This is a genomic window from Streptomyces humicola, assembly GCF_024436035.1.
GTDB classification, from domain to species: domain Bacteria; phylum Actinomycetota; class Actinomycetes; order Streptomycetales; family Streptomycetaceae; genus Streptantibioticus_B; species Streptantibioticus_B humicola.
Map to the genome: position 1 here is coordinate 75,205 of NZ_JANFNG010000022.1, position 26,738 is coordinate 101,942.

21 protein-coding genes and 1 pseudogene are annotated in these 26,738 nt (G+C 68.1%); 11 read left to right on the top strand and 11 right to left on the bottom strand.

Annotation, left to right across the window (positions count from 1 at the left end; all coding sequences use genetic code 11):
• Positions 1-23: 23 nt before the first annotated feature.
• From NGB36_RS23810 to NGB36_RS23820, 3 genes are read left to right on the top strand one after another with little or no spacing between them, the layout of a single operon-like run.
• Positions 24-6,755 (top strand): non-ribosomal peptide synthetase, encoded by a 6,732-nt coding sequence (locus NGB36_RS23810; protein ID WP_255922475.1) that lies wholly within the window; start codon positions 24-26, stop codon positions 6,753-6,755.
• A 31-nt stretch (positions 6,756-6,786) separates the two neighbouring features.
• Positions 6,787-7,014: an MbtH family protein gene (locus tag NGB36_RS23815; protein ID WP_255922476.1), complete on the top strand. Its 228-nt coding sequence runs from the start codon at positions 6,787-6,789 to the stop codon at positions 7,012-7,014.
• Entirely contained in the window at positions 7,011-7,931 is a 921-nt protein-coding gene (locus NGB36_RS23820; protein WP_255922477.1) for a 3-oxoacyl-[acyl-carrier-protein] synthase III C-terminal domain-containing protein, read from the top strand. Before NGB36_RS23815 ends, NGB36_RS23820 begins: the two co-directional genes overlap by 4 nt.
• Positions 7,932-7,957: 26 nt before the next feature.
• Here NGB36_RS23820 and ectB read toward each other — a convergent pair whose 3' ends face one another.
• From ectB to NGB36_RS23840, 4 genes and pseudogenes are all read right to left on the bottom strand, one after another.
• Entirely contained in the window at positions 7,958-9,262 is a 1,305-nt protein-coding gene (gene ectB, locus NGB36_RS23825) for a diaminobutyrate--2-oxoglutarate transaminase (protein WP_255922478.1), read from the bottom strand.
• A gap of 687 nt (positions 9,263-9,949) precedes the next feature.
• Entirely contained in the window at positions 9,950-10,528 is a 579-nt protein-coding gene (locus NGB36_RS23830) for a hypothetical protein (protein ID WP_255922479.1), read from the bottom strand.
• 119 nt (positions 10,529-10,647) lie between these two features.
• Positions 10,648-10,919 (bottom strand): annotated as a pseudogene (locus NGB36_RS33880) (DUF4158 domain-containing protein); the annotation flags it as partial.
• Between the two features lie 121 nt (positions 10,920-11,040).
• The gene (locus tag NGB36_RS23840; RefSeq protein WP_255922482.1) at positions 11,041-12,276 is read right to left on the bottom strand and encodes an epoxide hydrolase family protein; all 1,236 of its coding nucleotides are present in this window, start codon (positions 12,274-12,276) and stop codon (positions 11,041-11,043) included.
• A gap of 533 nt (positions 12,277-12,809) precedes the next feature.
• On the opposite strand from NGB36_RS23840, the gene NGB36_RS23845 reads away from it, so the two are divergent.
• From NGB36_RS23845 to NGB36_RS23855, 3 genes are read left to right on the top strand one after another with little or no spacing between them, the layout of a single operon-like run.
• Complete coding sequence (locus NGB36_RS23845; RefSeq protein ID WP_255922483.1) at positions 12,810-13,439, top strand: DUF3887 domain-containing protein; 630 nt, start codon at positions 12,810-12,812, stop codon at positions 13,437-13,439.
• Between the two features lie 58 nt (positions 13,440-13,497).
• On the top strand, positions 13,498-13,725 hold the full coding sequence (locus NGB36_RS23850; RefSeq protein WP_255922484.1) for a hypothetical protein: 228 nt from the start codon (positions 13,498-13,500) through the stop codon (positions 13,723-13,725).
• Between the two features lie 16 nt (positions 13,726-13,741).
• On the top strand, positions 13,742-14,080 hold the full coding sequence (locus tag NGB36_RS23855) for a PH domain-containing protein (protein WP_255922485.1): 339 nt from the start codon (positions 13,742-13,744) through the stop codon (positions 14,078-14,080).
• 527 nt (positions 14,081-14,607) lie between these two features.
• On the opposite strand, the gene NGB36_RS23860 is transcribed toward NGB36_RS23855, so the two are convergent.
• From NGB36_RS23860 to NGB36_RS23870, 3 genes are all read right to left on the bottom strand, one after another.
• Complete coding sequence (locus NGB36_RS23860) at positions 14,608-15,030, bottom strand: hypothetical protein (protein ID WP_255922486.1); 423 nt, start codon at positions 15,028-15,030, stop codon at positions 14,608-14,610.
• Positions 15,031-15,583: 553 nt separating this feature from the next.
• Positions 15,584-15,982: a peptidoglycan-binding domain-containing protein gene (locus NGB36_RS23865; protein WP_255922487.1), complete on the bottom strand. Its 399-nt coding sequence runs from the start codon at positions 15,980-15,982 to the stop codon at positions 15,584-15,586.
• Positions 15,983-16,471: 489 nt separating this feature from the next.
• Positions 16,472-16,594, bottom strand: coding sequence for a hypothetical protein (locus tag NGB36_RS23870; RefSeq protein ID WP_255922488.1), 123 nt, complete (start codon positions 16,592-16,594; stop codon positions 16,472-16,474).
• 490 nt (positions 16,595-17,084) lie between these two features.
• Between NGB36_RS23870 and NGB36_RS23875 the strand changes: the two genes are divergently transcribed.
• The gene (locus NGB36_RS23875) at positions 17,085-17,561 is read left to right on the top strand and encodes a hypothetical protein (protein WP_255922489.1); all 477 of its coding nucleotides are present in this window, start codon (positions 17,085-17,087) and stop codon (positions 17,559-17,561) included.
• Positions 17,562-17,690: 129 nt separating this feature from the next.
• On the opposite strand, the gene NGB36_RS23880 is transcribed toward NGB36_RS23875, so the two are convergent.
• From NGB36_RS23880 to NGB36_RS23890, 3 genes are all read right to left on the bottom strand, one after another.
• Positions 17,691-17,993 carry a phage tail protein gene (locus NGB36_RS23880; RefSeq protein WP_255922490.1) on the bottom strand — a complete coding sequence of 101 codons (303 nt, stop codon included), beginning with the start codon at positions 17,991-17,993 and terminating at the stop codon, positions 17,691-17,693.
• Between the two features lie 61 nt (positions 17,994-18,054).
• The gene (locus NGB36_RS23885; protein ID WP_255922492.1) at positions 18,055-18,879 is read right to left on the bottom strand and encodes an alpha/beta fold hydrolase; all 825 of its coding nucleotides are present in this window, start codon (positions 18,877-18,879) and stop codon (positions 18,055-18,057) included.
• Positions 18,880-19,005: 126 nt separating this feature from the next.
• Positions 19,006-20,082, bottom strand: coding sequence for a hypothetical protein (locus NGB36_RS23890; protein WP_255922493.1), 1,077 nt, complete (start codon positions 20,080-20,082; stop codon positions 19,006-19,008).
• A gap of 253 nt (positions 20,083-20,335) precedes the next feature.
• On the opposite strand from NGB36_RS23890, the gene NGB36_RS23895 reads away from it, so the two are divergent.
• The 4 genes from NGB36_RS23895 to NGB36_RS23910 all read left to right on the top strand — a co-directional run bounded on the left by NGB36_RS23895 (position 20,336) and on the right by NGB36_RS23910 (position 25,348).
• Complete coding sequence (locus NGB36_RS23895; RefSeq protein ID WP_255922494.1) at positions 20,336-21,328, top strand: phospholipase D-like domain-containing protein; 993 nt, start codon at positions 20,336-20,338, stop codon at positions 21,326-21,328.
• A 426-nt stretch (positions 21,329-21,754) separates the two neighbouring features.
• On the top strand, positions 21,755-22,621 hold the full coding sequence (locus NGB36_RS23900) for an alkaline phosphatase family protein (protein ID WP_255922495.1): 867 nt from the start codon (positions 21,755-21,757) through the stop codon (positions 22,619-22,621).
• A 115-nt stretch (positions 22,622-22,736) separates the two neighbouring features.
• A complete protein-coding gene (locus tag NGB36_RS23905; protein WP_255922496.1) occupies positions 22,737-24,065 on the top strand; it encodes an EfeM/EfeO family lipoprotein in 1,329 nt (442 codons plus the stop codon).
• A complete protein-coding gene (locus NGB36_RS23910) occupies positions 24,062-25,348 on the top strand; it encodes a Dyp-type peroxidase (protein WP_255922497.1) in 1,287 nt (428 codons plus the stop codon). The genes NGB36_RS23905 and NGB36_RS23910 overlap by 4 nt, the downstream gene beginning before the upstream one ends.
• A gap of 418 nt (positions 25,349-25,766) precedes the next feature.
• On the opposite strand, the gene NGB36_RS23915 is transcribed toward NGB36_RS23910, so the two are convergent.
• Positions 25,767-26,537 (bottom strand): G1 family glutamic endopeptidase, encoded by a 771-nt coding sequence (locus NGB36_RS23915; protein ID WP_255922498.1) that lies wholly within the window; start codon positions 26,535-26,537, stop codon positions 25,767-25,769.
• Positions 26,538-26,738 lie beyond the last annotated feature (201 nt).

Below are 26,738 nucleotides of genomic sequence, written 5' to 3' on the forward strand. Positions count from 1 at the left end.
CGGGGAAACACGAGGGAAGCACGATGCGCGCAATACCTGAGTTCACCGCTGGGCAGGCCGGGAACAGCCCGAACGCCCCCTCGGACCTGCCGCAGACGCCCGCCGAGGAGTTGCTGCACCAGATCTGGTGCGCGGTGCTCGGCCTGGACCGGATCGGCCGGGAGCAGAACTTCTTCGATCTCAGCGGGCAGTCGATAGACGCCATCAGGCTGATCAGTCAGGTGAAGGCCGCCTTCGACGTGGACATCACGGTCAGGACCGTGTTCGAGGCGCCGACGGTGGCCGCGCTCGCCAAGGCGATCGAGGCCCAGGGCGGGGAGCGGCCTCGGCTGCTTCCGGTGGACCGGCCGCAGCCGCTTCCCCTCTCGTACGCCCAGCGTCGACTGTGGTTCCTCACCCAGCTGGAAGGGCCGAACCCGGTGTACAACGTGCCGGTCCTGCTACGGCTCCGCGGCGCCGTGGACACGGGGGCACTCGCCGACGCGGTGCGCGACCTGGTGACCCGGCACGAGTCGCTTCGGACGGTGTTCCCCACCGTCGATGGTGAGCCCCGGCAGCACATAGTGGACCCGGACGACGCCCACCCCGAGATCCATGTGCGCAAGGTCGGTGCGGACGGCCTGGACGAGGCCGTGCGCGAAGCGGTGTCCTGCGTCTTCGATCTGGCGTGTGAGGTGCCGGTTCGGGTGTGGTTGTTGGGGGTGGGTGAGGGTGAGTTTGTTTTGGTGTTGGTGGTGCATCATATTGCGGCCGACCGGTGGTCGTTGGGTGCGTTGATGGGGGATTTGGCGGAGGCGTATGGGGCGCGGGTGGGGGGTGTGGTTCCGGGGTGGGTTGGGTTGTCGGTGCAGTATGGGGATTACACGGTGTGGCAGCGTGAGTTGTTGGGGGATGGGGGTGATGTGGGGAGTGTGTTGTCGCGGCAGGTGGAGTATTGGCGAGGTGTTTTGGAGGGTGTGCCGGAGGAGTTGGATTTGCCGTATGACCGGGTGCGGCCGGCGGTGTCGAGTTATCGGGGTGGGGTGGTTGGTTTTGTGGTGGGTGCGGGTGTGCATGCGCGGTTGGGGGAGGTGGCGCGTGCGCATGGGGTGACGATGTTCATGGTGGTGCAGGCGGCGTGGGTGGCGTTGTTGTCGCGTCTGGGTGGTGGGGTGGATATTGCGGTGGGGACGCCGGTGGCCGGTCGGCTGGATGAGGCGTTGGATCGGCTGGTGGGGTTCTTTGTCAATACGTTGGTGTTGCGGGTTGATGTGTCGGGGGATCCGTCGTTCGGGGAGTTGTTGGGGCGGGTGCGGGAGACGGATCTGGCGGCTTTTGCGCATCAGGATGTGCCGTTCGAGCACTTGGTGGAGGTGCTCAATCCGGCGCGGTCGTTGTCGCGGCATCCGTTGTTCCAGACGATGGTCGGATTCAAGAATGCTCCCGATGCGCTGCCGGAGTTGACCGGCCTGGATGTGAGCGCGGAGCCCATGGCCTACCCCCACGCCAAATTCGACCTGATGGCCGAATTCGCCGAGCAGCGCGACGCGGACGGGCGGCCGGCCGGCATCGAGGGCCTCCTGGAGTACGCCGCCGACCTTTTCGACCACGACACCGTCGACCTCATGGCTGCTCGGCTGGTCCGGCTCCTTGAGGTGGTCGCGGCGGACCCCGGTCAATCGGTCTCCCGAATCGACGTCCTGCTGCCCGAGGAGCAACGGCAACTGACCGCCGGGGAGGTCGGCGGTGCCGTCGGTGATCGCCCGAACGCTACCCTGCCGGCGCTGTTCGAGGAGCAGGTGGCCCGGACACCGGCCGCGGCGGCCGTGGAGTCGGACGGCACCGAGGTCTCCTACGCGCAGCTGAACGCACGGGCCAACCAACTCGCCCGTCAGCTCGTCCAACTCGGGGCGGGACCGGAGCGGATCGTCGCGGTGGCCCTGCCCCGCTCGCCGGAGCTCGTCGTCGCGGTGTGGGCGGTGCTGAAGACCGGGGCGGCTTATCTGCCCTTGGACCTGAGCCTTCCGGCCGACCGGATCGCCTTCATGCTCCAGGACGCATCCCCCTCGGCCGTGCTCAGCTGCACCTCCGCGGCCAGCCTGGGGGACACGCCGGTCCCGGTGCTGCTCGTCGACGCTCCGGAGTCGGCCCGGTTCCCGGACTGGGACCTCTCCGACGCCGAGCGGACCGCCCTGTTGCGGCCGGACCATCCGGCCTACGTCATGTACACCTCTGGCTCTACGGGAACGCCGAAGGCCGTCACCATGCCGGGGTCGGCGCTGGTGAACCTGACCACCTGGCACGGGAGCGCCCTGCCGACCGGTCGGGTGGCCCAGTTCACGTCGATCGGCTTCGACGTCTCCGCGCAGGAACTGCTCACCGCCGGCCTCGGCGGCGGCCGGCTGTCCATCCCGGACGAGGACCTGCGGCGGGACCCGGAGCGGTTCGCGCGATGGCTGGACCGGCGCGGGATCACCGAGCTATTCGCGCCGAACCTGGTGGTGGCCGCGGTCTGCGAGGCCGCGGAGTCGGCCGGGCTCCCGCTCGCCGGGCTGCGGCACATCGCCCAGGCAGGGGAGGCGCTGACGCCGACGGACGCACTGCGGCGGTTCTTCGAGGCCCGCCCAGGTTGCACGCTGCACAACCACTACGGCCCCACCGAGAGCCACCTCGTGACGCACTACACGCTCCCCGCGGATCCCGGGGAGTGGCCATGGAACGTGCCGATAGGCAGCCCGATCCCGAACACCGCGGTTTACGTGCTCGACGAGAGGCTGCAGCCGGTGCCGACGGGCGTGCGCGGGGAGCTCTACATCGCCGGCGCGCAGCTGGCCCGCGGCTATCACAACCGGCCCGGCCTGACCGCGGAACGCTTCGTCGCCGACCCCTATGGCCCGGCAGGAACCCGGATGTACCGCACCGGTGACCTGGTGCGCCGACGGCCCGACGGCCTGCTCGAATACCTGGGCCGGACCGATCAGCAGGTCAAGATCCGGGGCAACCGGGTCGAGCTGGGCGAGATCGAGCAGGCACTCGGCCGGCACCCCGGCGTCCAGCAGTCCGCGGTGGTCGGCGCCGAGGACCGTCTCGGGCTCAAGCGCCTGGTCGCCTATGTCGTGCCGCGCGGAGAACTGGACCGGTCGGCGCTGACCCGGCATCTCGCCGCGAGCCTGCCCGACTACATGCTGCCGGGCGAATTCGTCGAACTGGACCGGCTTCCGCTGACCAGGAACGGCAAATTGGACCGGCGCGCACTGCCCGAGCCTGTCATCGAGTCCTCGGGCACCGCCCCGCGCACGGGGCTCGAGGCGGCACTCTGCCTCCTCTTCGCCGAGCTGTTGAAACTGCCCGCGGTCGCGGTCGACGACGACTTCTTCCGGCTGGGCGGGCACTCACTGCTGGCCACCCGCCTGGTCAGCCGGATTCGCGCCGAGCTGGGCCTGGAGCTGCCTATACGGGTGCTGTTCGAGGCGCCGACGCCGGCCGCCCTCGCGGAGCGGGCCGCGGGTGCCGCCGGCCTGACCCGTCCGGCGCTGGCCCCCACGATGCGCCCGGACCGGGTCCCGCTCTCCTACGCGCAGTCCCGCCTGTGGTTCCTCAACCGCCTGGAGAGCCCCAGCGCGACGTACAACATTCCCATCGCCCTGCGCCTCAGGGGAGAAGTGGACCAGGCCGCGCTGCAGGCCGCCATCGCGGACCTCAGCGCACGCCACGAGGTCCTGCGAACCGTGTACCCGGAAGGCGATACCGGACCGTATCAGCAGGTGCTCGCCCCCGAATCATCCGTTCCGCTCGTGCACGTCGAGCAGGTCCCGGAATCCGGCCTTGCCGAGCGGATCGCGGCGGTAGCCGACGAGGGCTTCGATCTGGCGTGTGAGGTGCCGGTTCGGGTGTGGTTGTTGGGGGTGGGTGAGGGTGAGTTTGTTTTGGTGTTGGTGGTGCATCATATTGCCGCCGACGAGTGGTCGTTGGGTGTGTTGATGGGGGATTTGGCGGAGGCGTATGGGGCGCGGGTGGGGGGTGTGGTTCCGGGGTGGGTTGGGTTGTCGGTGCAGTATGGGGATTACACGGTGTGGCAGCGTGAGTTGTTGGGGGATGGGGGTGATGTGGGGAGTGTGTTGTCGCGGCAGGTGGAGTATTGGCGGGGTGTTTTGGAGGGTGTGCCGGAGGAGTTGGATTTGCCGTATGACCGGGTGCGGCCGGCGGTGTCGAGTTATCGGGGTGGGGTGGTTGGTTTTGTGGTGGGTGCGGGTGTGCATGCGCGGTTGGGGGAGGTGGCGCGTGCGCATGGGGTGACGATGTTCATGGTGGTGCAGGCGGCGTGGGTGGCGTTGTTGTCGCGTCTGGGTGGTGGGGTGGATATTGCGGTGGGGACGCCGGTGGCCGGTCGGCTGGATGAGGCGTTGGATCGGCTGGTGGGGTTCTTTGTCAATACGTTGGTGTTGCGGGTTGATGTGTCGGGGGATCCGTCGTTCGGGGAGTTGTTGGGGCGGGTGCGGGAGACGGATCTGGCGGCTTTTGCGCATCAGGATGTGCCGTTCGAGCACTTGGTGGAGGTGCTCAATCCGGCGCGGTCGTTGTCGCGGCATCCGTTGTTCCAGACGATGGTCGGATTCAAGAATGCTCCCGATGCGCTGCCGGAGTTGACCGGCCTGGATGTGAGCGCGGAGCCCATGGCCTACCCCCACGCCAAATTCGACCTCTCGATCGATCTGGTCGAGGACACCCGCCACGACGGGGAATGCGCCGGACTGCGTGGCGAACTCGGCTACAGCGCGGACCTCTTCGGGAAGGCCACCGCCGAGGCCATGACGGTCCGGTTCCAGCAGATCCTGCAGTCCGTGGCGGAGGACCCCGGGCTGCGGCTGAGCCGGATCGACGTGCTGACGCCCGAAGAGCACCGGCGCCCGTTCGCGGAAGGGCGGTCTACCGCAGACGAGCCGGCGCGGCCGGATGTGGTCACCCGAGTCAGGGAGTTGGCCGCCACCGCGCCGGACCGGGTGGCCGCCGCCGGCCCCGACGGCGCGACGAGCTACGCGCAACTGGCCTCCATGGCCGACACGGTGGCCCGGCACCTTGCGGCATATGGGGTCCGCCGCGGCGAGCCGGTCGCGGTGCTCGCGCCCCGCGGCGCGCCCCTGATCGCCTGCTTCCTCGGCGTGCTCGCCGCCGGTGCGGCCTACCTGCCGCTGGATGTCCGCTCACCCGGGGCGCGCAACGCCGCGCTGTGCACCGAGGCGGGCGTGCGGTTCCTGCTGACGGAACAGATCCGCCGTCCCCAGGCGGAGCAGATCATCGCCGAACTGGGCGATCCGGCCGGGCTGATCGTGCCGGACGAGCCCGCCGGTTCGATCGGCGACGGGCCGTTGCCGACGGTGCATCGCCCAGAGGATCTGGCGTACGTGATCTTCACCTCGGGCTCAACCGGTCGGCCGAAGGGCGCAATGGTGGACCACGCCGGAGCCCACAACCATCTGCTGGCCATGGTCGAGGAGCTGGACCTGTCCGAGCGGGACCGGATCGCGTTCACCGCGCCGGTCACCTTCGACATCTCGGTGTGGCAGATGCTCTGTGCCCTCCTGGTCGGCGGCCGGGTGGACATCCCGGACGAGGACACCGTGAGGGATCCGCAGGCGGTGTTCGCCCGGGTGTCCGCGGCCGGTGTCACTGTGCTGCAGGTGGTGCCCTCCTTGCTGCGCGGAGCGCTGGACGGGTGGGACGCCGGTCTGCCGGTGCCGGCACCGACCGCGCTGCGGTGGCTGCTCGTCACCGGCGAGGCGCTGCCGGCCGACCTGTGTCGGCGCTGGCTTGCCCGCTTCCCCTCGATCCCGGTTGTCAATGCCTACGGCCCGGCTGAATGCGCCGACGACGTCACGCTCGCGGTCATCGACGAGCCGGACCTGATCGCCGACAACAGGGTTCCCATCGGCCGGCCGATCAGGAACACCGGTCTGTATGTGCTGGACGAGTTCCTGTCGCCGGTTCCGGCCGGGGTACCTGGCGAACTCTACGTGGCCGGACCCGCGGTCGGCTGGGGCTACCTCCGTCGGCCGGCCCTCACCGCCCAGGCCTTCGTGCCGGACCCGTTCGCCGACCTCCCCGGCCGCAGGATGTACCGCACCGGCGACATGGTGCGGTGGACCACCGCGGGCAGGCTGGAGTTCGTCGGCCGGACGGATCAGCAGGTGAAGATCCGCGGTATGCGGATCGAACCCGGCGAGGTCGAAGCCGTGCTCGCCGGCCGGCCGGACGTCGCCGCGTGCGCGGTGGTCGTCCGCGAGGACCAGCCCGGCGACCCGCGGCTGGTCGCCTATGTAACACCCAAGGACGCGGCGGGGACGGACGGGGAGGAGCTGCGCCGGCATGCCGCTTCGCTGCTGCCGGAACACCTGGTGCCGTCGGCGGTCATGGTGCTGGACCGGCTGCCGCTGTCGGCCAACGGAAAACTGGACCGGTCGACGCTGCCGCGGCCCGAGTACCGCAGGACCGGGCCGGGACGGGCTCCGCGGACGCGGGAGGAGGAGGCGCTGTGCGGCATCTTCGCGGAGGTGCTCGGAGTCGAGCGGATCGGCATCGACGACAGCTTCTTCGACCTCGGCGGGCATTCGCTGCTGGCGGTCCGGCTGATCAACCGGATCCGTTCCGCGATGGGCCGGGAGCTGAACATCCGCACAGTGTTCGAAACACCCAGCGTGGCCGGCCTCAGCAGCGCACTCGCCGCGCAGCCGGCGCCGGCGAAGCCGCGCCTGCGCCGCATGCGAGATGCCGGCCAGTGAGAGACGCGCAGTCGGAGAAGGAGCTGATTCGATGAACCCGTTCGACGATCCCGACGGTCAGTACCTGGTCGTGGTCAACGCCGAGGGGCAGCACTCGCTGTGGCCCGCGGACCTGGCGCGGCCGGCCGGCTGGGAGGCGGTGTTCGGGCCCGCTGGCCGCCCGGAATGCCTGGAGCACGTCGACCAGGCCTGGACCGATATGCGACCGAAGAGCCTGGTTCGTGCGATGTCGGACGAGAGTGCCGGGCGGCCGAGTTGAGCGCGATCCACCTGTCTGCCATCTGCTACGAGCACGGCGAGCCCCGTCCCGTCTCGGAACTCGGGGACGAGGCCGCCCAGTTGACCTTGCCGGACTCCGGCCTCGCCGACTACCTGGTCAGCGACCGGGAGATCTGGGACATGGCCGCCGCAGTCTGCGAGCGCTCTCTCGCCAAGTCCCCGGGCCCGCCCGATCTCCTGGTCTACGTGAGTGAGAACGACCGGTCTCCTGCCGCCTCCCTGGAGAAGATCGCGCGTCGCCTCGGGCTCAGCACGATCGCGTATCTGGCCGTGTGCGGTTACGGTTGCGGCAATATGATCCCGGCGCTGCAGATGGCGAAGGACGCCCTGTACTCGGGCCGGCACGACCGGGTTCTCCTGGTCCTGGCCGACCGGGCACCCGATAAGGAACGGATGATGCTCAGCGGCTTGTCCGTACTGAGCGACGGCGCTGTGTCCTGCCTGGTCACCCGGGAACTCGAGCAATCGGCGGGCAGCCACTTCAAGGTGGGGGCGATGACCACCAGAACCGACATCGGGCCCGATGGGAAGGCGACCGCGGAGCCCGGACTGCTGTCGATCATCAAGCTGGCGGTGGACGGTCTCGCCGACATCGCCGCGCAGGACGACGGGAAGCCGGATGACGTCAGATATCTCGTCTTCGGAAACTACCGGATCACCTCTCAGAAGTTCCTCGCCTCGGCGATGGGATTTCCGGCGGAACGGCTTCTTCTGGGCCAGGTCGGAGAGCTCGGGCACTGTTTCTCCGCGGACTGCCTCGTCACACTGGTCCAGAGCGCGGCCGGCGGTCGGCTCGAACTCGGGGACCGGATCATCGCATCCGCAACGGGAACGCACTCCTTGTCGATGATGACCGCCGAATGCGTACGGCTGCCGGCTGCGAATCCCCCCGAATGAACGGCTGAAGCCCGGTCCGGCAGGTCTCAGAACGCGGCCAGTTTGTCGATCGCGTCGCCGATGACGCCGAGCCCCTCATCCAGTTCGGCCTCCGTGATGGTCAGCGGCGGAAGGATTTTGAGGACCTGGCTCTGCGCGCCGGAGGTCTCGATGACGAGACCACGGGCGAAGGACTCACGGCTGATCAAGCGGGCCAGATCCGGCCGGTCGAAGGCGATTCCCCACATCAGGCCTCGGCCTCTGGACCGGAGGCCGAACTCCGGATGGGCGCGCGCGATGCGGTCGAGGAATTCGCCGATCCGGTGTGAGTTCCGCTCGGTCGCCTCCGTCAGCGTGCTGTCTGCCCAGTAGTTCGCCAACGCGGCCGTCGCTGTGACGAAGGCGGGGTTGTTGCCGCGGAAGGTCCCGTTGTGCTCGCCCGGCTTCCAGACGTCGAACTGCGGGCGCAGCAGCAGCAGGGCCATGGGCAGACCGTAGCCGCTGATCGACTTCGAGAGGCAGACAAGGTCGGGGCGAATCCCGGCGGACTCGAAGCTGAAGAAGTGGCCGGTACGGCCGCAACCTGTTTGCACGTCGTCCAGGATGAGGAGCATCTCCCAGCGCTCGCACAACGAGGCAAGACGCTGGAGCCAGTCGACCGAGGCCACATTCACTCCGCCCTCACCCTGGACGGTCTCCACGATCACCGCGGCGGGGACCTCGACGCCGCTGCCGCAATCCTTGAGCAGTTCCTCGAAGAGGTCGAGGCCGGATCCTCCGGAAGTTCCGAAGCCGTCGTAGGGCAGGCGCAGGGTGTGGCCGACGGGTATTCCGGCTCCGGCCTGTTTCGGCCCGGCGGTCACGGCCAGGGAGCCGAGGCTCATTCCGTGGAACGCGTGCGTGAAGGCAGCCACGGCGTGCCGACCGGTCACCTTGCGGGCGAGCTTGAGCGCCGCTTCCACCGCGTTCGTGCCGGTGGGTCCGGTGAACTGGACCTTGTGATCGAGCCCCCGCGGATCGAGCACCTTCGCCTGGAAGGCGCGCAGAAAATCCGCCTTGGCCGAGGTCATCATGTCCAGGCCGTGAGTGATCCCGTCGGCATCGAGGTACTCCAGCAGCGCCCGCTTCAGAACTGGGTTGTTGTGACCGTAGTTGAGGGATCCGGCGCCGGCGAAGAAATCCAGATACGAGTCTCCCGTGTCGGTTCGCAGCCGACTTCCGGACGCCGACCTGAAGACGGCCGGCCACGCCCGGCTGTAGCTGCGGACCTCGGACTCCAGGCTGGCCAGGTCTGCGGGAATCGCGCTCCCCGAAGCATCAGCGACCGGGAAGTCCGTGTCTGTGCCACTCATTTCCGATACCTCCCCCTGGCGCGCGGCGCCCGCCACCAAGACCGCTCGCTTCACCGCTCTTCGGTAACGTGGTGAGCGTACCGAAGAGTTGGTGATTCGGCCGATCACCGGATCGATGCATTGTCAGCGAGCTCTTCCGATCGCGCCCGGATCGGGTGGCGCAGGGGCCGTGACGTGACGAAGCTCCTTGCGTCGAGGTTGCCCTTGCCGAAAAACTCATCCTGTGGGGCTCCCCACTTCGAACGGCACTCACGGCGGACGGCGCCGACCCAGCGTTCCGCGAAGGCGTTCGCCTTCGGCGATCTCGGCGGTGAGAGGAGGATTTGCACGCTTGCGCCGACAAGCACGCGTCGAAGGCGTCGGAGAACTTCCCGACCCGATCACGAAGGACGAATCGGAACCGGTCCAGCCGGTCTTCGAGGTCCGTCATCAAGTTCCGCACTTGCTGGGTCGCCCAGTCCCGGTTCGGGTGTGCAGTGATGCCGAGGGTGTGCACCCGGCGCGTTGCCACCTCCATGACAAAGAGCACGTACAGCCGTCGGCCGAACGCAGTGTTCGCATGGAAAAAGTCGCAAGCCAACAGGCGGGCGGCTTGGGCCCGCAGGAAGGAGGCCCAGGTGTCGTGAGCCCGCGGGGCGCGGGCGGATGCCCCTGCCGGCGAAGTTTGACTGGTGGGGCTGCTGATGGTCAGTGGCCTCCGGTGGGACGGTCGCAGCCGGAGTGGTCGGGGTAGCCGGCGAAGGCGTCCGCCAGGGTGGAGGCGCGGTTCATCGTGCCCTCCACGCACAGGGGGAAGGCGTCGATGAGAAAGCTGACCCCGGTGGGGCCGTTCTGGTACGTCTGCACTTTCCTGGCGGGGTAGCCGAGTTGGGTGAGCGCGTTGCGGGTGCTCTCCGGGTCGAAATCACCGCGTTCACGCAGCGGTTCGAGCGCGCCCTCGACGCGCCCGGCGGCCGCGAGCCCGTCGCAGCGGTGCCGGCCGTGCAGCGGCAAGGGAACCATGAAGCCGTGGTTCTCGGCGTAGTGGTCGGTGGGCGGCGCGGCCGGGCCCGGGGCGTCTGCGGTCGTCGGTGGCGCCAGCGTGGGGCTCTCGCCGGGGCACGGGAAGTCCACCGGCGTGCTCGGTGTCGCCGCCGCGGTCCGCGAGGGCCCGTCCGCACCGGCGTTGTCCCCTGGCCGATGTGTTCCGCACCCCGCCGCCAGCATGGCCAGCACTGCTATCAGCAGCATCCCGCGCCGGACCCCCGTCGTCCTGATCATTGTCATGCGCTGATCCTCCCCCGCATCGGGGCAGGCGTCATGAGTCCTTCTACTCATAGGGGCCACAACGACACCGGTCAAACTTAAGTGGCAAACCATCAAGCTTCGGTGTCACAGGTCAGCGGCGCCGCCCGCGTCACCGCCTCGTACAGACGCCGCTCCGCCGCCGTACGGGCCTCCGACACCTGCCGGGCCAGTACCGAGACGCCCGACAGCAGCACCCGGTTCTTGCGCAGCCACGTCACCACGTGGTTGAACAGCGCCACCGGCCCCTCGTCGTGCGTCCACGCCGCCTGAACCGCTGCTGAACCTCATCGGCGTGTTCGTACGGCGTCCTGCGGCGCTCCCGATACCGCTTCACGCACGAGGCGTCCTCGATGCCGAGCTGCCCGGCCAGGCGGCGAGCGGAGGTGCGCAGGCAGGTGGCGTGGCGGGTGGTAGGGGTCGGTCAGGCGACGCACACGCCCCCGCCAGGCAACGTTCGCCTGGCCCGTCGCCACAGGAGCCCGCAGGGTCGTTCAGGGCCTGCGGCCGTGAAAGGTGCGGCGCAGGTCGTTCACCCAGGCGTCGGGGTTCTCCCAGGGGATGAAGTGGCCGCCGTGGTCGTGGGCGTTGACGTTGACGTGGTTGAACCAGTTGCCCTGCGGGCCGGTCTTGAATGCCTGGACGCGCTCGTTGGCGGTGTGGATGCCGGGCGGGTTCTCGTACGTGACGAAGGTGAGGCCGACCGGGGCCTGCACGACCGGGGTGCGGTCGTGGGCGGGGGTCCAGGGGTAGCGGTTGGCGTTGGCGTAGTAACGCATCGACGTGGCGATGGAGTTGTTCACCCAGTAGATCATGGCGTGGGTGAGCAGGTCGTCCTTGGTGAAGACGGATTCGACGTCACCGCCGTTGTCGCTCCAGGCGTTCCAGCGCTCCAGCAGCCAGGCGAGCAGTCCGGCGGGTGAGTCGCTCAGCCCGTGGGCCAGGGTGGCGCCGTCGAGCATGTGCACGGCGAGGTGGCACGCCGAGCGGTGGTCCAGCTCGATGATCCGGGCGCGGATATCGGCGGGCTGGTCGTCGGTGAGGGGCCGATTCCGGGCGAAGTCCCAGGCCCGGGGGCCGGTGAAGAAGTCGAGCCGCAGCCCGGAGCCGATGTGGATGCCGTACAGCTCGTCAGCGTACTTGTGGCCAAGCTGGCTGGAGACGATCCCGCCGATGTCGCAGCCCCCGGCGGCGTACTTCTCGTACCCCAGGGTCTCGGTCATCAGGGTGTGCCAGAGGTCGGAGACCTTCCAGAAGTTGACGTCCGGAAAGCCGGTGAGCGGGCCGGGGAAACCGAAGCCGGGCAGAGACGGCATGATGACGTCGAAGGCGTCGGCGGGGTCACCGCCGAACGCGCCCGGGTCCGCGAGCGGGTCGATCACCTTCGACCAGTGCCAGAACGTCCACGGCCAGCCGTGGGTGAGGATCAACGGGATCGGACGGGGGCCGCGGCCGGGCTTGCGCATGAAGTGCACCGGGACACCGGCGACGCTCACCTGGTAGTGCTCGTAGACGTTGATGGCGGCCTCGGCCTTGCGCCAGTCGTAGCCGTCCCGCCAGTAGGCGACCAGCTCACGGAGATAGCTGCCGGGGACGCCGTAGGACCAGTCCCCATTCCCCTCGTCCAGCGGCGGACGGGTCGATGTGAGGCGGGCGCGCAGGTCATCGAGGACCTCGTCGGACACGTGGATCGGAACGGGCTTCAGGGGGAAGGCGAGCGGGATGCTCATCGCGTGGTTCCTTACTGGGGTGTGCCGTCGGCCTGTTGGGCGCCGAGCCGTGATGGGCTTCCGCCAGGATTATCCGGCCGCCCGGCCCGTCGGCAACGATCGAATGACGACAGGCACGGCGAGCGCCCGACGAACCAGAACATTCCGGTGCGAAAGTGCGTCGCCGACGCAATCACATCCGATGCCGATTCATGACAGGGTTTAACGACAGATACGCTCCCGTCCTCCGCACGGAAGGGACCCCGATGACGAACCTGCGACGCCTCGGCAATCCCCGCGCAGCGCAAGGCTTGTCGTGAGTATGCGAACCGTGTCAACGCCATCCGGCCACGACTAGACCGTGATCAATCTCAGCGTTAAACCACTGTACCGCTGCTGCTCAACCCCGGCTCTGTCTGTGACTTGGATGACCTGCAGGGACTTGGATGACCTGCAGGCCATCCAAGTCAGAGCCGGCATGCCCGAGTCGCGAGAGTCACTCGGACGTAAAGGACTCCTTGACAGAGGGGGTGCCGTAAAGGCATCCTTTACACATGGCCGAATCCCCCCCGCCCCTCACTGCCCTGAGCGCCCTGCTGGCCGAGCATGCCTCGGTCCTGGCCCGGGCGCTGGGCAGCCCGTTGGCGTCACCTGCCTACCTCGACCTGGTCCAGCGCGCCCAGAGCGTCGACGACCTGGCGGAACGGGTGCTCAAGCTGTGCGTGCAGCAGTGTCGGGACGCCGGCCACACCTGGCAGGAGATCGGAGACCTGCTGGGCGTCACCCGCCAAGCCGCCTTCCAGCGGTTCGGCAAGCCCATCGACCCCCGGACCGGAGAACCCATGGACAAGACTGTGCGCATGACCGACGCCGCAGAGCGCGCGACCACCATCGCCGCGGCCGTCCTCGGCGGACGCATGGACGAAGCCAGGCAGTCCTTCAACGCACAGGTCCTGGAGGCTTTCACCGACGAGGTCCGCGGCGACGGCCTGGCCACGGTCACTGGCCTCGTCGGCGCGTTCGAGGGCTTCGGCGAGGGCGAGCCGTTCGTCCGCCGCATCGGCGACCACACGGTCGTCGACATCCCGCTGCGCTACGAGGCCGGCGACATGAAGGCCCGGGTCGCGTTCGACGCGGACGAGAAGGTCGCCGGAATCTTCATCCTCACCCCCGAAACCCCGTGAAACGGCGCCCCGGGCCAGGTCCAGAAAAGGCGGGGCCAGCCGACCGAGCGGAGGATCAATGACCGCAGAAGGCAAACCAGACAAGCGGATCCTCGCCGCCATCGCGACGCTCCATGCCGCAGCCGCGGTACTCACGTGGCGGGACCTGCGCACCAGGGCAGCCTGGCAGGTGCGCGGCGACAAGCGGATCTGGCGGACGGCCAGCGCCCTGAACACCCTCGGCTCAGCCTCCTATTGGCTGTTCGGGCGGCGTCAGAACACCACTCCACGAACGGACGCACAGTGAACACCAGGAGGTCCGGATGAACCACGAAATCACGACCGCCTACGAGGACGGCGGGATCCTCTGCGACGACCAGGGGCTGACCATCCGCCGCTACTACCCCTGGGGAGCGAAGCGGATCCGCTACAGCTCGATCCAAGGCGTCGAAAAGCTCCCCTTGACCGGCGTGAACAAGGTGCGCAAGTGGCGGATCTGGGGCTCGGGCGACTTCCTCCACTGGTGGAACCTCGATCCGCAACGCCCCCGGAAGGACGTGGCGCTCGTGATCGATATCGGACACCGCGTGCGCCCCACGATCACCCCAGATGACCCAGGTGCCGTCGAGCGCATCCTCGCCGAACGCAGCACGGACAGGTAATCCGACCGGCCACCGGGTGCCTTGCCGGGCACGGGGTGCGGGTGGTGCGGCCGGGGGCGGTCCCGTTGGTGGTCTGGTTCGAACCACTCAGCCCGGGGGCCGGTCGACGGAAGGGCACCAGCCCTGGCCCCCAGCCCGCATGGGCAGTGGCTCACATGCCTCATGTGCCGGAACAGCACTCAGAGTCGCGGCAAAGGCCGTGTCCCACGGCGATGTGTCGCTTTACATGGAGGCAGCGTCCTTGCCCGGTGTTGCGGTCAGCCGGTGCATCGTGTCGCGAGTTCACCCTGCCGGGCGATCCCTCGTCCCGCTGGTAGAAGGTCGCGTAGGACACCACTCGGACTTCAGTCCGGGCGAGCACGACCAGGTGGCCTGGCCGGGAGCACCCCGGTAAGGCTGGCCCCGCGCTCACTCCTGCCGCCGCGGGCCGACCGCGAACTGTGGAGCGCGACCTGAGTTCGCGGAAGATCAGAGAGAGGCAATGCTCTGGCAGGCCGGGGCCTGCCAGAGCAGCGTGTTGAATCAGGTCAGTCCATGATCTCGATGCTCTGGCCGGAACCGTTGGTCGAGGTCACAGCCTCGATGGTGCCGGCCTCCACGTTGGTGCACAGCACGATGGAGCCGCCGGAGTACCTGACATACCCGGCTGAGCACGCGCCCCAGTTCCCGTTGCCGTAATAGAGCCAGCCCTCATAGCTGACGCCGACCTTGCCCGACCACAGGTTGAAATCATGGCAGGTGGACGTACCCGGCTTGGTGAAGGTCGAGCCGCCGGAGATTTCGGGGAGACCGTGCGCGTTGGTGCCCTCCGCGCCCGTCGTGCCGTTCACGAATACACAGGCGGCCGTGGCCGGCGTCGCCGCGGCCGCCTCGGCCGGGGCCGCGACGACGGCCGTCACGCCCCCGATCAGTCCGAAGGCCGCCACCCCGGTCACGAGTCGCTGGGGCATCCTCATATGATCCTCCTTCGTGTGCGCGCCGCAGGGCGCCACGATCGGCCCCCGCGATCACGATCAGACAGCTCTGGAGCTGACAAGAATTCCGCCCTGTTCTCGCCGCCAATTGGCCTTGCTCTCATCACCAATTGGCGGAAAATAGTCACCGCTTGAAACTTTCCGCCACCGTGGCGCACGTCAACGGCCATGAAGACCGCACGCTCAGCGACCACGTGGGTTCAGCTGTTTTCGACAGCCTGCGGGAGATCACCAGGCCATTGCTACCGCCCCGTGTCGGTGCTGAACTGCTCCCGCCCTCGCGGTCCCGGATTCCGGTGACAGGGCCGGCTGTTGGCCGTCCTCCACACACCTTCGACTCGTATCGCAAGGCATGGAGGACGCAAGTTCACCACGTGGCCCGCGCCGGGGGTTCTCCCTGGCAAGATCCACATCCCGGCCCCGGTGAAACGCCGACTCCAGCATTTCCTGCACTGCGCAGGTCGGCGCGCTGGGGGCCGATCACAGGTCTGCGCCCCGACGCGGCCAAAGCGGCTTCAAGGACCGGCCGTCACGGGTTCCAGCGCAGGAAGCTCCACGTGCAGGGTCCGACGTTGCCGTTCACCCCGCCGCAGATGCCGTAGTTCTCCTGGAGCCATTCCACCGCGGCCTTCGTCGCGGGACCGAAGCTTCCGTCCACGGCCAACTGCGCGTGCCCGTTCTCCCAGTACAGCGTTTCCTGGTTGATCAGGTCCTGGATCTCCTTCACAGCCGCCGTATTGGTGCTCCACTCATCGGTCTCCGCGGTTCCGTTGTAGTAGCCGCAATGCCAGCCGATGGTGGAGTTGTAACTGCAGGCGTTCGCGGTGGCCGCCTGGGCCGGGGCTGCCTCGGCCACCGCTGGCGTGCTGAGTGCGACTCCGGCGGTGAGAAGAGTTGCCGCAAGAGTGGTGACGATACGTCGTCTCATGAAGACTCCGGGTTCTGTATGGGTTCTGTCCTGCGCCGGCCGCCCATTGGCCATGCATGCGCGATGGCCGGGCCGGGGCATGGACGGAGTGGCCTCCCCGGCCCGACACCCGTAGCGCCGTCAACTGTGGCGGAGAGCAGACGAAGTGGTGCCGTGCGAGGTGCCACCAGGCTGCCCGACGGGAGTGCGCGGCACCACGAGAACCCGCGAAATGACGTGTGCCTGGACCGCCGCCGACGCTGACCTGCGGAAATGGCCTTGCGGATGACGACGGTGCGGGACGCGCGCCAAGCACGGCAGAAGCGCGTGACGGTGCCAGAGGCAGAAAAGGCGTCGGAGGCGTCGAGCGTGACCCTGGCCTTGCCCTCGAGGGCCGCGGTGGCCTCATCGAGCTGAGCCTTCAGCTCCTCCTTGAAGCCCTCGGTGTCGGGAGAGACCGAGACGAACGCGCTAGCGATGCGCTAGCGGAAGCCCTCGGGCATCCTGGCATCACCTCCCTCGCGGCGTGTCAGGCCGCGGTTGATCCAGAATGCTGTCGGTGATGCTGGTGCTGATCTCGTCAAGCACCTTGGCGATGCCGGCCTGGTCGAGTCCCGCGCCGGCCATGACCATGTAGGCGACGGAGGCGAGCGCGCACGCGACGTGGCGCGGCTGGTCGGTGCCGAACGGGACCGCGTGGAATCCCTCGCTGTCGCCGGCGGCGAGGGCAGCGGATCACCGCGGTGGCGTCGCGCATGGCATCGATCCCGGCTGCGGGAGCGATGTACGGCGTGCCGTGGCCGGTCGGCTCGTCGGTGCCGTCCTGGCCCATCGGCTGCCGCATGCTGTCCCTCCACCCTGTGTGGCGCACCCGGTTGGCGAGCAGCGCGCGCCCCGATTGTGGAGAAGGGCGTTCCGCTAGCGGACGCGTGACGGCCGGAAGGGTCCTCGTCAACGAGGACCCCGGGCGCTGATCTTCCCGCTACCGGCCAGATCACGTTGCGGGCATCAGCAGAGCGACCAAGAAGGGTCCGCCCAGACCGAGACCCTCGACAGCCCGGCCCCCCATATGGCGGACAGCGCATTACCCTCTCGACCTGTGACTGTGAGTACAGTGCCGTGCGTGCCCGCTTCTGGCTTCCTGCGGCCCGTCCTCCTCGTCTCCGCCGTCCTTGTGCTCGTGGAGGCCGGGATCGGCATGGTCGTGAACCTCTACGTCTCGCTGCCGGCCAGCCACCCCGGGACGCAGGTCCAGCAGTGGTTTCCCATCCCGTCCCGGGCGGCCGCGGGGCTCGGCTGGGCGATTGGGGGACAGGGGCAGCGCTTTCTCGCCGTCCATATCGCCCTCGGCCTGGCGCTGATCCCGATCTCGGTCGCCGTCCTCGCCTACACGGTGTGGCGCCGGCGGTGGGCCACCGCGTTCTGGGCGCTCCTCGGCGCCGTGTTCGTGATCGCGTCGGCGATGTTCGGCGGTTCCTTCCTCGACGCCGGGGGCCACCCCCTCCACTCGCTGCTGATGGCCCTGCTGTCCCTGGCTGCGGCGCTGTGTTACACGCTCGGCGTCTACGTGCTGCCGTCACCACGTCGCGCCGTGCTGTGACCCTCGCCTGGCGGAGGCCGGGCCTTGTATTACACAGGTCCGGCCTCTCGTGTGTCCGGGCAGCCAGCCAGCGGGACGACCGTCATGGTACGGGCGGCCACTGACAGTCGCGGCAGGGAGTGCCCGTGCTCAGACTGACTCGACCTTGATGTCTTCGTAGGCGAGGGTCACGGTCTCCGTTGCCGGGTCATTCGCCCCAGCCTCAAGTGAGGGGCCATCCCATCCACTGGCCCAGGCATTGCTCAGGTGGATCCGTTTCACCGGCTTCTTCGCTCGATCCATCACCGTGATGGTGACGTTCTGACGCGCCCCGTCAACATTCCCCTCGACCAAGGATCGCTTGACCCAGTCAGTGAATGCCTTGCTCTTGTCCACGCCTCGCGTGATCGTGACCTCGCCCGACCGGGCCGCTCCGGGCTGCTTGGTGTTCAAAAGCTGCCCGGTACTCGTGCTGTCATCCGCCCACGGGACCCCTGTCCGCCGCCGGCAGGACTCACCCCCGGTCGACGGTGGCCAGGAACTCGCTCAGCAACTCGGTAATCGCCTGTGGTTGTTCAAGCGTGCTTGAGTGGCCCGACTCGGCAACGATCTCCAGGCGGGCACCGGGGATGCGAGCGGCGATGCGGGCGGCCTTGTCGGGCGGAGTGGCAATGTCGTCGGCGCCGACGATGACGAGGGCGGGCGTCGTGATCCTTGCGAGCTCGGCGTCGACAGGCTGGCGTTCGGCGACGCCTAGGACGGCCTTGCGGATCCCGGTCCGCTCACAACGGGCGAGCCGGGCGGCCCATTCCTCGATCACGGCCGCGTTCGCTGGGTCTGCTCGGAAGGCCGGTCCGAACATCAGCTTCTCCACTTGCGAGCGCACCGGTCTCACGCCTGTGAACCGGTAGATCTGGGCAAGGAGTTTGTACCGGCCCGCCTTGTCCGGGTCCTCTCCGTCCGCACTGGTGTCCAACAGGCTCAAGGAGCGCAGCAACGTGCCGTGGCGGGCGGCGATGCGCTGTCCGACGAAGCCGCCCATTGACAGCCCGACGTAGTGCACCGGTGGGACGCCGAGCGACTCCATCACGCCGATGGCGTCGGCGGTGAGGGTGTCCATGTCGTACCCGCCCTCGGCAGAAGGCGTGTCACCCTGGCCTCGCCAGTCCAGGGTGACGCAGCGGTAGTGTGCTCGCAACGTCGCGATCTGCGGGCGGAACATCCAACTGCTGAAGAGCAGCCCGTGCCCGAAGACGATGGTGGGGGCGTCCGGCCTGTCTGCGGGTGCACCGGTGTCGCTATAGGCGATCGTTGCACCGTTGACATCGATCGTCGGCATCGGGACTCTCCCTCGTGCGGGTAACCGTCTGTCAGTCTTGTCGTCCAGCGTGCTGCCCAGCATGGTTGACGCGGAATCATTCGGAAAGATCGTGTGCGGACACACGCCAGGCCGGAGTGCCGCCGGCTACTCGGGATCGCTTCTGAAGCCGGCTCTGTGGCTGGGTGCGTCGTACGCGTAGTCGTACTCGGCGAGCAGCTCGCGTCCGGTGTTGACGAACGCCGTGTCGGCGGCCCATGACGCGGCCGGTTCCCCCTGCGGCGCGATGGGTTCACTCGGGTCGCCGACGCTGGTGATGTAGCCGAAGGCCGGGTGAGTGAGGCTCGGAATGTCGATCCGGATTCTGGTGCGGTTGCGGATAGCCGTGGCAAGCGCCGTTGGTCGCTCGGCCGCGGGCAGGCCGACAATCATCCTGCTGATTCCTGTGTCGAACAGGATGGAGCCGCAGTGGGCGTGGTCACCGTAGTCGGGGATGGCGAAGCACCCTGGCATCGACCAGATTCTGGCGCCCGTGCCGTTCGGCGGGAGTGCCTTCGCCAGCCGCGTGGTGTGGAACGAGGCGCGCTCGTTAGGCGTCAGGCCCAGTGTGACGTTGTTGCGCGTGATGATGTAGCCGGGCCGGGCGATGCCGTCGTGCATGGCAGTGAGTTGGAGGAACGGGTTGTCCGCTGCCGTGGGCGCGGGGCTGTCGGTCTTGGCGTATTCGCTGTAGCCGACCCCGAGCATGCCGATCCGGTTGATGTCGTCATCGGGTGTGCAACTGTGGTAGCCGCTTGCACAGCTGCTGGATGTGACGCCCAGGATCCGGATGGGAATGGTCGTCACTGCTGCCTGGGGTCGTTGGAAGGTGACCGATGCGATGAAGTACTCGCCTGACAGGATCTTTCCGCTGCTGGTGTACTCGATGTAGCCCTTCTTGCCGGTGTCGACCGCCTTGGGACCGATGGCGCTGCGCGCGACGACGAGCCCGAGCGAGCCGGTGTCGATTTCGACGCTCTTGTTCGGGCCGGCGCCGATGTTCACAGCGAGATCCAAGCCGTCCGCGAGGTTGTTGGCGGCTCCCGCAAGCGTGGGGATGGTATAGCTGACGCCGCCGGAGGCGGGGACGCGGGGTTTGGTGCTGGCTATCGCGATGAAGAGCAGAAGCGATAGGGCCAGGGCTGCGGCGGTGAGGGCCGCGGTGAGTGCGCGTCGCGTTTGCATGGGAGCCCCCAATCTACGGCAATCCGCTGTTGCCGGGAGGCCGGTGCCTCCACGTGCACACAGTGGCCGGGCCGCCGGAGCCGGTGGTCGAGTCCCTTAGCTAAGGCGCCCTTAGGGGCGCGGAACGATCCGGAGAGTCGGGTAAAGCCCGAGCCAAGACTCTACGCGCGTCATTTACATGTCGGCGTCCAGCAATACGGTTGTCATGTCCGCGCTGTACGCAAGGCTCCTCACCCCCCACACAGGAGGAAGCATGCGCCGTATCCCGTTAGCACGGCTGACAACCGGCACCGTCGCCGCCTCCGCGGCCCTCGTCCTGATCGCCCCAACAACGCACGCCGCCTCCGGCACGTACTCCCTGATCGTCCAGCCCGATCAGGGCATCCAGCCGATCTACGACCTGATCAACTCGGCCCGTCAGAGCATCGACCTGACGATGTACGAACTGGTCGACACCACCGCTCAGAAAGACCTGGTGGCCAAGGAGAAGGCGGGCGTCAAGGTCCGTGTGATCCTGGATCAGCGCAGGAGGTCCACGAACTCCAGCACGTACACGTACCTGAAGAACAACGGCGTCGGAGTGGTGTGGTCGAGCAGCACGTACTACTTCACGCACGAGAAGACCATGGTCATCGACGGCACCCAGGCCGTCATCATGAGCGGCAACATGACGTCGCAGTACTACACGGCGGACCGCAACTACAGCGTGACCGACACCGACAGCGCCGATGTCGCGGCGATCGTGAAGGTCTTCAACGCCGACTACGCTACGAAGTCCGTCACCCCCGGCGACGGCCACCACCTGGTGTGGTCCCCGACCGACTCCCAGTCCCAGCTCCTCGCCCTGATCAAGGGCGCGCAGAGCAACCTGTACGTGGAGAACCAGGAGATGGGTGACACGAACGTGGTCTGCGCCCTCTCCGCGGCCGTCCGGCGCGGAGCCAAGGTGGAGGTGGTGATGACCAACTCCGGCAATACCTACGCAAGCGAGTTCAACACCCTCACCTCGGCAGGCGTGAAGGTCAGCACGTACGCGGCCTCGGCGCCCCTGTACATCCACGCCAAGGCCATCGTCGCCGACCAGGGCACGTCGAACGAAAAGGTCTTCGTGGGATCGGAGAACTTCTCCGACACCTCGCTCAACAAGAACCGCGAGCTGGGCATCATCCTCAACGACACCAAGATCGCCGACGGTGTCCAGAAGGTAATAGCCAACGACTTCTCGGGCGGCACGGTTTGGTCGTGACCGACCACTGGGGCGCCGGCTGCTGACCGGTACGGAGGCCGGGACGTGTCAGTGACTTCGTGTAAGTGCCTTGAGTTCACCGTCCATTGAGCCGGTCCTCGAAGAACAAGGAGAGCTGGTCCAGTGCCTTCTTACCGTGTGCCGCGACGTGGTTGGGGTTGCTCGCCTTGGGGGTGACCAGCTCGCGCACGGCGAGGCGCCGCCGGGGACCGTCCCGCAGCGAACAGCGCAGATAAGGGGCCCGAATCCGGGCTTTTACGCAGGACAGGCATCCAACAGGGCAATCGTTGACCAAGAGTTCACGTTCACGCCGCCGAGGAGACGGCCCAGCTGCCCCTGGGACGCGGAATATTCCACCGCTGTAGCCGTCCTGCCGTGGTGGGAGTGCGCTCCCATCCGGCTTCCTCTCGCGTCTGTGGAGAATTGATGCGTATCAGGCCGCGCTTCACCCTGCCGTTCGCTGCGCTCGTGGCAGTGGGCGCCATCGTCGCCACCACCTTGTACCCGCACAGCTCCACCGCCCAGGCCCGGCCCGCGGCCTTCACCACTCCCTCGCACGTGGTCGTGGTGATGGAGGAGAACCACTCGTACTCCGACATCATCGGCAACTCCAGTGCTCCGTACATGAACTCGCTCGCTCAGCAGGGCGCGCTGATGACGTCGTCGTTCGCCGTGACCCACCCCAGCGAGCCCAACTACATGGCCTTGTTCGGCGGCAGCACCTTCGGGCTGACGTCCGACAAGTGCCCCGTCAGCGAGGGGACCACCGCCAACCTGGGCTCTGAACTGCTCGGCGCCGGCTACACCTTCAAGGGCTACTCGGAGGACCTGCCCAGCACCGGTTCGACGGTGTGTACCTCCGGCGCGTACGCCCGCAAGCACTCACCGTGGATCAACTACAGCAATGTCCCGGCGTCGGACTCGGTGCCCTTCACGTCGTTCCCGACGGACTACAGCACCCTGCCGACGCTGTCGTTCGTCATCCCGAACCTCAACGACGACATGCACGACGGCACGATCGCCCAGGCCGACACCTGGCTGCAGAACAAGATGTCGGCGTACGCGACGTGGGCCAAGAACAACAACAGCCTGCTCATCGTCGACTGGGACGAGGACGACAGCACCGAGAACAACCAGATCCCCACGATCTTCTATGGCGCCAACGTCAAGACCGGCCAGTACAGCGAGACCATCAACCACTACAACATGCTCGCCACCCTGGAGCAGTGGTATGGCCTCGCCAAGGTCGGTAACAGCAACGGCGCCGCGACGATCAACGACATCTGGAACTGACCCGAAGCACTCCGCACCACCCGGCCCACCCCACCCATCGCGAGGTGGGGCGGGCCGGCCCCCTGCCACACACCCGCCATTGCAGTCGCAGCCCCGAGAGGAACCGACGAACGCCATGCGCACCCCAGCGCCGGCAGAGCCCCCGGCCGCCGACGGCCGCCCGGCCGAGGCGGACGGCGCCGCCGCGGACGCGGGCCCAGGCCCAGGCCCCGAGCGCACCCGGGGCCTCTCGCGCGTGTGGCGAAGCGTACGGCGTAGCGCCGGACGAAGCGCCTGGCTGCGCGGCCGCGCCGGACTGGCCGGGCTCGTGGCGGCCGCCATTGCAGCGGGTGCGGGACTGGCTGCAGCCCTCGACGGATCCGCACCGGACGGTAGGTCCCTCGCCGTCGACACCACGGCATGCGGCACACCCGCCGCGCAGCTGCCAGCGGGCCCGCTTGCGTTCTCCGTCACCGACCGCGCTCGCGCCGCCTTCGTCAGCGTCTACCTGACGGATCCGGACAAGGGCGACGTCTACGCCGAGATCCCGTGGCTCGCGCCGCGCCACACGCTGCCGCTGACCACCACGCTGAACGGCGGGCACTACGCCTTCCGGTGCGTGTTCTCCGACGGCACCGTGCGCACCTCGCGCCGGATCACCGTCACCGGGACGACTTCCACCGCCGTCGCCGGGTACCAGCCGCTGCCCGACCTGGACATGACCGCCCCGGTCAACGCCTACCGCCGCTGGATCAGCGCCGCGCTGCCCACGCTTCTCGCGGCCGCCCGCACCCTGGACGCGGACACCGCCCGCAACGACCTGCGCGCCGCCAGAGCCGACTGGCTCACCGCCCACCTCGACTACGAGCGGCTGGGCGCCGCGTACAACGCCTTCGGCGACTTCGACGACGCGATCGACGGCACGGCGGAGGGACACCCGCAGGGCGTGGACTCGCCGGACTGGACCGGCTTCTTCCGCATCGAGTACGGCCTGTGGCACGGTCAGGCCGCCTCCCGGCTCCGCCCGCTGACCCGGCGGCTGGTATCCGATGTCTCCTCTCTCATCCGGGACTTTCCCAGTGAGGACGTCGATCCGGGCGACCTGCCGCTGCGCGCCCATGAGATCCTGGAAAACGCCCTCCAGTTCCAGCTCACCGGTGCCGACGACTACGGCAGCGGTACCGCGCTCGCCACGGTGGACGCCAACATCCAGGGCACCCGCCAGGTGCTGGACGTCCTCGAGCCGCTGATCCGGCCGCGCGATCCCGTCCTGCTGGCGGTCATCGACCAGGACCTGTCGCGCGTGGACGCGGACGTGACGGCCTTCCGCACGCCCGACGGCACCTGGACGCCACTGCGCCGTATCAGCGCCGACCGCCGCCAGCGCATCGACGGTGACATGGGAGAGCTGCTGGAGCAGCTGTCCGCGGTACCCAACCTGCTCGCCCCGAGGACTTCCGCATGACGCATCCGCACACCCCCCGATCGGACGCGTCGTCCCCGGAGGCGGACGGCTCCCCCCGGCACCCGCTCGGCCGGCGCGCGTTCCTGCGGGGCGCGACGGTGGGCGCCGCAGGCGCCGCCGCGTTCGGCGGCGTGACGCTGGCCACCGCCGCGTCCCCGGAATCGGCTTCAGGGCGCCGGATACCGTTCGAGGGACCGCACCAGGCCGGTATCACCACGCCCGCGCAGGCCGCCGCGGCTTTCGTCTCCTTCCGCGCCATCGCCCCCGACCGGGCGGCCCTTCGCGAGACGTTCCGTACCCTCACCGAGCGGATCCGCCTCCTGACCGCGGGCGGCCCCGCCCCCGCGACCGACATCGCATCCGCGCCCACAGACAGCAGCACCCTCGGCCCGGTGATCCCCTCCGACGGACTGACCGTCACCGTGGGCGTCGGTGCCTCCCTGTTCGACGACCGCTACGGACTCGGCCCCCGCAAGCCGGCCCGCCTCATTCCCATGCCGGTCTTCCCGGACGACCACCTGGCCAGCTCTACCGAACTGCACGGCGACATCTCAGTCCAGATCTGCGCGGACTCCCGCGACACCGTGATGCACGCGCTGCGCGACATCGCCAAGCACACCCGCGCGGGGATACAGGCCGATTGGAAGGCAGACGGCTTTCAGTCCCCGCCGCGCCCCGCCGGCGCCCAGCGCAACCAACTGGGCTTCAAGGACGGCATCGCCAACCCCGACGTCTCGGATCCGGCGGTCGCCGACGCGCTGATCTGGACCCGCGGCGGAGTCTCCGGTGAGCCGATCTGGACCGAGGGCGGCTCGTACCAGGTCATCCGCATCATCCGGATGCTCGTCGAGTTCTGGGACCGGGTGTCACTCCACGAGCAGGAGACCATGATCGGAAGGCGGCGCGACTCCGGTGCCCCACTCGACGGGGACAAGGAGTCCGACAAGCCCGACTACGCCGCCGACCCCCAGGGTGTGATGATCCCCCTCAACTCGCACATACGCCTCGCCAACCCTCGTACCAGGGCCACCGCCGATCAGCAGATCCTGCGCCGCGGCTACAACTACGACCGCGGCCTCGACGCCACGGGCGACCTGGACATCGGCCTGATCTTCTGCTGCTACCAGCAGGACGTCGCGCGGCAGTTCCAGGCCGTCCAGGAGCGCCTGGCCGGGGAGCCACTGACCGACTACATCCAGCCCACCGGCGGCGGCTACTTCTTCGCCCTCCCCGGTGTCCGCGGTCCCGGCGACGACCACCTGGCCTCCGGCCTGTTCGCCTGAATCCGCGCCAGCGGACTGAGGCTGCCGGCCGTTCTGCCACCCTCAACCGCCCGGCGTGCCAACCAAGTGAGGGCTGTTTGCCGCACGGCTGGTCACTCGACCTGCCGACGCGCTGATTCCCCCACTGCTGCGGCTCCGCCCTGATGCGGGCGGGCGAAGTGCTGTGTGCCCTGGTGCTGCGCCTGAGGCCGACCTCTCGCTCCCATGGCGGTCTTCTCCTGGAGCGGGGATGCACGAACGCTGAGAGGGGCGGGTGCCGCGAACGGCCCCCGCCCCTATGTCCGACCGCCGGTGTTGAGCGTGCGTGCCATGGACTCGCCATACGGCGCGGCACCTGCTATCGCTGGTCAGGCCGAGCCGATCGGCTTCGTTGCGACCCACGGCCCCAGGGATTGGTCAAGGCGATCGGACGGGCCCATTACAGGCTGTTCCAGGTGATCGAGAAGGACCCTCCGGACAGGGAGGAGATGGTGGCTTCCGGGGTTCCGGAGTCGGAGACCATGTTGATTCCGACGGGGTTGGTGGAGCTGAGGGAAGAGCCGTTCACGGTGGAGTTGCTGAAGTGGACGGTGCCGAAGTCGTCGAGGGGTAGGACGCTGCCGGACCAGGGTGCCTCGGCGATGACCTCGGCGGAGGAGCGGGAAAGACCGCTTTGCCGTTTGGTGGTGGTTTTCGTCCAGCCCTCGGTGGTGTTTTTGAGGGTCAGAGTGTAGGTGCTGGAGGCGTAGCTGACCGTCTCGATGATCACGTCTCCGGGTCTGACCCGGTTGCTGTAGGTCACCGGATTGGCGGGATACATCTCGTACCAGGCCGAGTACTGGGCTACGCCACCCGAGCAGTCGGCCTCGGTGCCGGTCTGTTCGACGGAGTTGGAGCTGTAACCGTCCAGGCCAACCCAGAAGCTGGAGTAGCCGTCGCCTTTGGAGCAGTTGACGGACGGCTGGGTGAAGGTGGTCGACACCTGGTTGTAGGTGGAGCCGGTGGCCGCGTAGCCGGACCAGTTGTCACTGGTGGTCGTGGTGTTCTTCAGTCCGTGGCTGATGAAGAACGGCGTGGATCCGGGGATGTGGTGCATTGGTGCTTGAGCCATGGTGACTGCCGGTGCGGGGAGCGTGGCGGAGGTCAGGGGCAGCGCGCCGAGCACCGTGGAGAGGGCTGCCAGGAATAACGAGCGGCGGAAGGGAGACATGGCTCTCCTCGTTTCGATGTGGGGGTCCTGGATTCTGCGGCCGCGGTCGTGTGGGATCGGTCCGGTCCCGCTCGACGGTATGGCCGGGATACTCAGCTGACGTTGAGTGCGGTGTCGTCGATGACGAAGGAGGTCTGCGCTCCGGTCTTCTCGGCTCCGGTGAACTTCAGCGTCACCGTCTGGCCCGCGAGTGCGGAGAGG

Excerpts from the sequence above, each read along its gene's own strand:
- NGB36_RS23860 (WP_255922486.1), bottom strand. The coding sequence starts at position 15,030 with ATGCCCCAGCGACTCGTGACCGGGGTGGCGGCCTTCGGACTGATCGGG.
- NGB36_RS23870 (WP_255922488.1), bottom strand. The coding sequence starts at position 16,594 with ATGGTCATGGCCGGCGCGGGACTCGACCAGGCCGGCATCGCCAAGGTG.
- NGB36_RS23895 (WP_255922494.1), top strand. The coding sequence starts at position 20,336 with ATGCGCCGTATCCCGTTAGCACGGCTGACAACCGGCACCGTCGCCGCC.
- NGB36_RS23905 (WP_255922496.1), top strand. The coding sequence starts at position 22,737 with ATGCGCACCCCAGCGCCGGCAGAGCCCCCGGCCGCCGACGGCCGCCCG.
- NGB36_RS23815 (WP_255922476.1), top strand. The coding sequence starts at position 6,787 with ATGAACCCGTTCGACGATCCCGACGGTCAGTACCTGGTCGTGGTCAAC.
- NGB36_RS23915 (WP_255922498.1), bottom strand. The coding sequence starts at position 26,537 with ATGTCTCCCTTCCGCCGCTCGTTATTCCTGGCAGCCCTCTCCACGGTG.
- NGB36_RS23890 (WP_255922493.1), bottom strand. The coding sequence starts at position 20,082 with ATGCAAACGCGACGCGCACTCACCGCGGCCCTCACCGCCGCAGCCCTG.
- NGB36_RS23900 (WP_255922495.1), top strand. The coding sequence starts at position 21,755 with ATGCGTATCAGGCCGCGCTTCACCCTGCCGTTCGCTGCGCTCGTGGCA.
- NGB36_RS23840 (WP_255922482.1), bottom strand. The coding sequence starts at position 12,276 with ATGAGCATCCCGCTCGCCTTCCCCCTGAAGCCCGTTCCGATCCACGTG.
- NGB36_RS23845 (WP_255922483.1), top strand. The coding sequence starts at position 12,810 with ATGGCCGAATCCCCCCCGCCCCTCACTGCCCTGAGCGCCCTGCTGGCC.
- NGB36_RS23810 (WP_255922475.1), top strand. The coding sequence starts at position 24 with ATGCGCGCAATACCTGAGTTCACCGCTGGGCAGGCCGGGAACAGCCCG.
- NGB36_RS23865 (WP_255922487.1), bottom strand. The coding sequence starts at position 15,982 with ATGAGACGACGTATCGTCACCACTCTTGCGGCAACTCTTCTCACCGCC.
- NGB36_RS23910 (WP_255922497.1), top strand. The coding sequence starts at position 24,062 with ATGACGCATCCGCACACCCCCCGATCGGACGCGTCGTCCCCGGAGGCG.
- NGB36_RS23830 (WP_255922479.1), bottom strand. The coding sequence starts at position 10,528 with ATGACAATGATCAGGACGACGGGGGTCCGGCGCGGGATGCTGCTGATA.
- NGB36_RS23885 (WP_255922492.1), bottom strand. The coding sequence starts at position 18,879 with ATGCCGACGATCGATGTCAACGGTGCAACGATCGCCTATAGCGACACC.
- NGB36_RS23855 (WP_255922485.1), top strand. The coding sequence starts at position 13,742 with ATGAACCACGAAATCACGACCGCCTACGAGGACGGCGGGATCCTCTGC.
- ectB (WP_255922478.1), bottom strand. The coding sequence starts at position 9,262 with ATGAGTGGCACAGACACGGACTTCCCGGTCGCTGATGCTTCGGGGAGC.
- NGB36_RS23850 (WP_255922484.1), top strand. The coding sequence starts at position 13,498 with ATGACCGCAGAAGGCAAACCAGACAAGCGGATCCTCGCCGCCATCGCG.